At 61.9% G+C, this 3822-nt stretch carries 5 protein-coding genes and 1 pseudogene; 3 read left to right on the top strand and 3 right to left on the bottom strand.

Features of this window, described 5'->3' with window-relative positions; translation table 11 throughout:
• The coding region (locus KW849_RS31640) for a DUF6124 family protein (RefSeq protein ID WP_256357471.1) at positions 1 to 173 on the top strand (173 nt) is incomplete at its 5' end.
• Between the two features lie 113 nt (positions 174 to 286).
• Here the strand turns inward: KW849_RS31640 and KW849_RS30905 are convergent.
• Positions 287 to 406: pseudogene (locus tag KW849_RS30905) on the bottom strand (LuxR C-terminal-related transcriptional regulator); the annotation flags it as partial.
• A 203-nt stretch (positions 407 to 609) separates the two neighbouring features.
• Here KW849_RS30905 and KW849_RS30900 point away from each other — a divergent pair.
• Positions 610 to 1392 (top strand): enoyl-CoA hydratase-related protein, encoded by a 783-nt coding sequence (locus KW849_RS30900; RefSeq protein ID WP_218433889.1) that lies wholly within the window; start codon positions 610 to 612, stop codon positions 1390 to 1392.
• Positions 1389 to 2570 (top strand): acetyl-CoA C-acyltransferase family protein, encoded by a 1182-nt coding sequence (locus tag KW849_RS30895; RefSeq protein ID WP_108219471.1) that lies wholly within the window; start codon positions 1389 to 1391, stop codon positions 2568 to 2570. Before KW849_RS30900 ends, KW849_RS30895 begins: the two co-directional genes overlap by 4 nt.
• A gap of 258 nt (positions 2571 to 2828) precedes the next feature.
• Here the strand turns inward: KW849_RS30895 and KW849_RS30890 are convergent, their stop codons facing one another.
• Complete coding sequence (locus KW849_RS30890; RefSeq protein ID WP_218433888.1) at positions 2829 to 3098, bottom strand: DUF2931 family protein; 270 nt, start codon at positions 3096 to 3098, stop codon at positions 2829 to 2831.
• Between the two features lie 13 nt (positions 3099 to 3111).
• Positions 3112 to 3750, bottom strand: a complete 639-nt coding sequence (locus tag KW849_RS30885) for a DUF2931 family protein (RefSeq protein WP_218433887.1) — start codon at positions 3748 to 3750, stop codon at positions 3112 to 3114.
• Between the last annotated feature and the right edge of the window lie 72 nt (positions 3751 to 3822).

Genomic DNA, 3822 nt, shown 5'->3' with positions numbered 1-3822 from the left:
CCCTGTTGGCTCACGCCTGCGAGTCACTGGCCTCGGCCAATGTCATGACGATGGATCTGGCGGACCGTACCGAGGGGACCAATCGCAATACGCTGTTGGGTATCGCGCAAGTCATCATGCTGGGCGAACTGGCGGTGAACCGGGCGCTGGACCGGGTCGATCCGCCTGAGTAGAAGATCAAAAGATCGCAGCCTGCGGCAGCTCCTACATGGGTCCGGTGCAACCGTCATTTTGCGGGTGTACGCAAAACCCGTAGGAGCTGCCGAAGGCTGCGATCTTTTGACTTTCAATGCCTGCGCAACCACTCGATAAACAGTGCAAACAACTCCGACTGCGAACCCACCTCCAGCTTCAGGTACAGGTTCTTGCGGTGCATGCGCACGGTTTCCGACGAGATGTTCATCTGGCTGGCCGTGGGTTTTTCACCGATGTAATCCGCCCTGTAGTACAGCCGCAGCATATTGCTGTCGTCCACCTGAGTGGCGTGGGCATTCGGTGGATTCGCCGGCATGGCAAAAAGCGGCAGTGCAGTTGACCCGTTTTGCCATAGATCCGGGGTTTGTCCGGCGCTTAAAGTGGCAGCCCTGAACCGACCCTGCAGAGCCTGCGATGACCGACCTGATCAAACACGAGCGACGCGACGGCGTGTTGACGCTGACCGTCGACCGCCCGGACAAGCTCAATGCGCTGAACAACGCCATGTACACGCAGTTGGCCGAGCTGTTGCTGGCCGCCGACGAAGACGAGCAGACCGGCGTGATCATCATCACTGGCGGCCCGACCTGCTTTACCAGCGGCAATGACCTGGTGGATTTCCTCCAGCACCCGCCGACGCATCTGGACGCCCCGGCGTTCCACCTGATGAAGGTCGTTACGCGCCTGCAAAAACCGCTGATCGCGGCAGTCTGCGGGGCGGCCATCGGCATCGGCACCACGTTGCTGCTGCATTGCGACCAGGTACTGGTCACCCGTAACGCCAAGCTGCGCATGCCGTTCGTCAACATCGGCCTGTGCCCCGAATTTGGCGCCAGCCTGTTGCTGCCACGCCGCCTCGGCCATGCCCGTGCCGCGAGCCTGCTGCTGTTGGGCAACGGCCTGGACGGCAACGAAGCGGTGGCCTGGGGCCTGGCCAACGAAGCCTTCGATGACGGCGAGCAATGCCTGGCGGCGGCGACAAAAATCGCCCAGCGCTTTCTGGCCATGCCCCAGCAAGCCTTGCGCCAGTCCCGGCAATTGATGAAGCAGGCTTCCCTGGCCGAACTGGAAGCCACCCTGCGCGAAGAAAACACGCTGTTCATCCAGCGCCTGAACACCGACGAGGCGAAAGCCGCCTTGAACGCCCTGCTCAATCGCAGTACAGACAAGAATCCACCGAAAGGAAACCAGCCATGAACACTCCGGAAATCTACGTCGTCAGCGCCGCCCGTACCGCTATCGGTACCTTCGGCGGTTCGCTCAAGGACGTGCCACTGGCCGACCTCGCGACCACAGCCGTGAAAGCCGCCCTGGAGCGAGCCGCCGTGGACCCGGCGCTCGTTGGCCATCTGGTGATGGGCAACGTGATCCCGACCGAAACCCGCGACGCCTACATCTCCCGCGTCGCGGCGATGAACGCCGGCATCCCGAAGGAAACCCCGGCCTACAACGTCAACCGCCTGTGCGGTTCGGGCCTGCAAGCGATCATCAACGCCGCTCAGACCCTGATGCTCGGCGATGCCGACATCGTCGTCGGTGCCGGTGCCGAATCCATGAGCCGTGGCCCGTACCTGATGCCGGCCGCCCGTTGGGGTTCGCGCATGGGCAACGCCCAGGTTATCGACTACATGCTCGGCATCCTGCATGACCCGTTCCATGGCATCCACATGGGCATCACCGCCGAGAACGTCGCCACGCGCAACGGCATTACCCGCGAAATGCAGGACGCCCTGGCTTTCGAAGACCAGCAACGTGCGGCCCACGCGATTGCCAACGGCTACTTCAGCGAGCAGATCGCGACCGTGGAAATCCAGGATCGCAAGGGCGTCAAACTGTTCAGCGTCGACGAGCATCCGCGCGCCACGTCCCTGGAACAGCTGGCGGCGATGAAGCCTGCGTTCAAGAAGGACGGTTCGGTCACCGCGGGCAACGCCTCGGGCCTCAACGACGGCGCCGCCGCACTGGTCATGGCCAGTGGCAACGCGGTCCAGGCCAACAACCTGAAACCCCTCGCCCGCCTGGTCAGCTACGCCCACGCCGGCGTCGAACCGGAATTCATGGGGCTGGGCCCGATCCCGGCCACCCGCCTGGCGCTCAAGCGCGCCGGCCTGACCGTCGCCGACCTGGACGTGATCGAAGCCAACATCGCCTTCGCCGCCCAGGCCTGCGCCGTCAGCCAGGAACTGGACCTCGACCCGGCCAAGGTCAACCCGAACGGCTCGGGCATCGCCCTGGGCCACCCGGTAGGCGCGACCGGCGCGATCATCGCCACCAAGGCCATCCACGAACTGCACCGCACCGGCGGCCGTTACGCGCTGGTGACCATGTGCATCGGTGGTGGTCAGGGGATTGCGGCGATTTTTGAACGCGTCTAAGCAGTAGCTGTAAAAAGGCCGGTGATCGCGCAGATCACCGGCCTTCTTTTTCATTTCCGCGCGTCGATTGTTTGATGTCTTTTATCCGCGAACGGTTCGCAATCCGTCATTACCGCCCCCTCCACGCCACCTGACCATCGGCAGCAAAAATCAACTACCTGACCCACTCGTCATAAGGCGGTTTGGGCGGTGCCGGTGGCCGGGGTTCACCGGCGCAGGCCAATGAGCAGGCTCATACGCTTCATGGCAGATAATCTTTCACCATGTGCCATAAGGAATACCGTGCTGATCGATATACAACTGGGCCTCGGGCTTCAGCGCCCGATAGTAAATGCCTTTACCGTTCAGGTACGGTCCGCGCTGATCGAGCACGTCCACGGTCTCGACCCAGACCTCCATGAAGCGCGGAGCCGCCAAGCCGACGTACCAGCTGTCATAGGGCAGGTTGGGCTGCGCTGGCGGTTGGGGTTCACTGGCGCAGGCGCACAAGCTCAACAGCAGTCCGATGAGCAGGCTCATATGCTTCATCGCGGATAATCCTTCACCATGTGCCATAGGGAATTCCGTGCGCATCAACATAGGCTTTGTTTTCAGGCTCGATAGGCACGTATTGCCCGTTGCTCTTGCCTCGATAAGGGCCTAGCGGCTCGATCTCGGCCTGAAAACGGCCGATTTCCTTGTAATCCAGGCACGCGCCACCCACCCAGACCTTAACGATGCCACCCGGGGCCATGCCCAAGGTAATGGAGTCGCGATAGTCGTCTTTCCACTTTTTGGAACCTTGGCAAAACACCCGCTCCGGCTTGACCATCTCGTCGCGTACCCACTGCGGAATCGTGATCCTGATTTTGTACGCCTGTGGTTCCGCCAGCGATTGCCAGCGCAAGAAGAGTCGCTCTGGCAAGTCGACATTGTTCACAGGCATCGTTTTCCCACCGCCCGTGTGCCAGCCTTCCGGTTTGCGGGTGTAACCGGCGACGCCTCCATGAACATCGAAAAACGCCAACCCACGCTGATCAAGCACATCCACCGTCTCGACCCAGACTTCCATGAAGCGCGGCGCGGCCAGACCGACATACCAGCTGTCATAGGGCAGGTTGGGCGGCGCTGGCGGTTGGGGCTCGCTGGCGCAGGCACACAAGCTCAACAGCAGTCCGATCAGCAGGCTCAATCGCTTCATTGCGGATACCCCTTCTGCGGCTGATTGGGGTAGACGTTGCGCTGTTTGTTCGGCGCCGGTTTGTTGATCAGC

The sequence above is a fragment of the Pseudomonas sp. PDM26 genome, assembly GCF_019219185.1.
Lineage (GTDB): Bacteria > Pseudomonadota > Gammaproteobacteria > Pseudomonadales > Pseudomonadaceae > Aquipseudomonas.
This window is presented reverse-complemented; position numbering and strand designations above follow the sequence as displayed.

Bases quoted from the DNA above. Each gene is read 5' to 3' on its own strand.
- KW849_RS30900 (WP_218433889.1), top strand. From the start codon at position 610: ATGACCGACCTGATCAAACACGAGCGACGCGACGGCGTGTTGACGCTG.
- KW849_RS30895 (WP_108219471.1), top strand. From the start codon at position 1,389: ATGAACACTCCGGAAATCTACGTCGTCAGCGCCGCCCGTACCGCTATC.
- KW849_RS30890 (WP_218433888.1), bottom strand. From the start codon at position 3,098: ATGAAGCATATGAGCCTGCTCATCGGACTGCTGTTGAGCTTGTGCGCC.
- KW849_RS30885 (WP_218433887.1), bottom strand. From the start codon at position 3,750: ATGAAGCGATTGAGCCTGCTGATCGGACTGCTGTTGAGCTTGTGTGCC.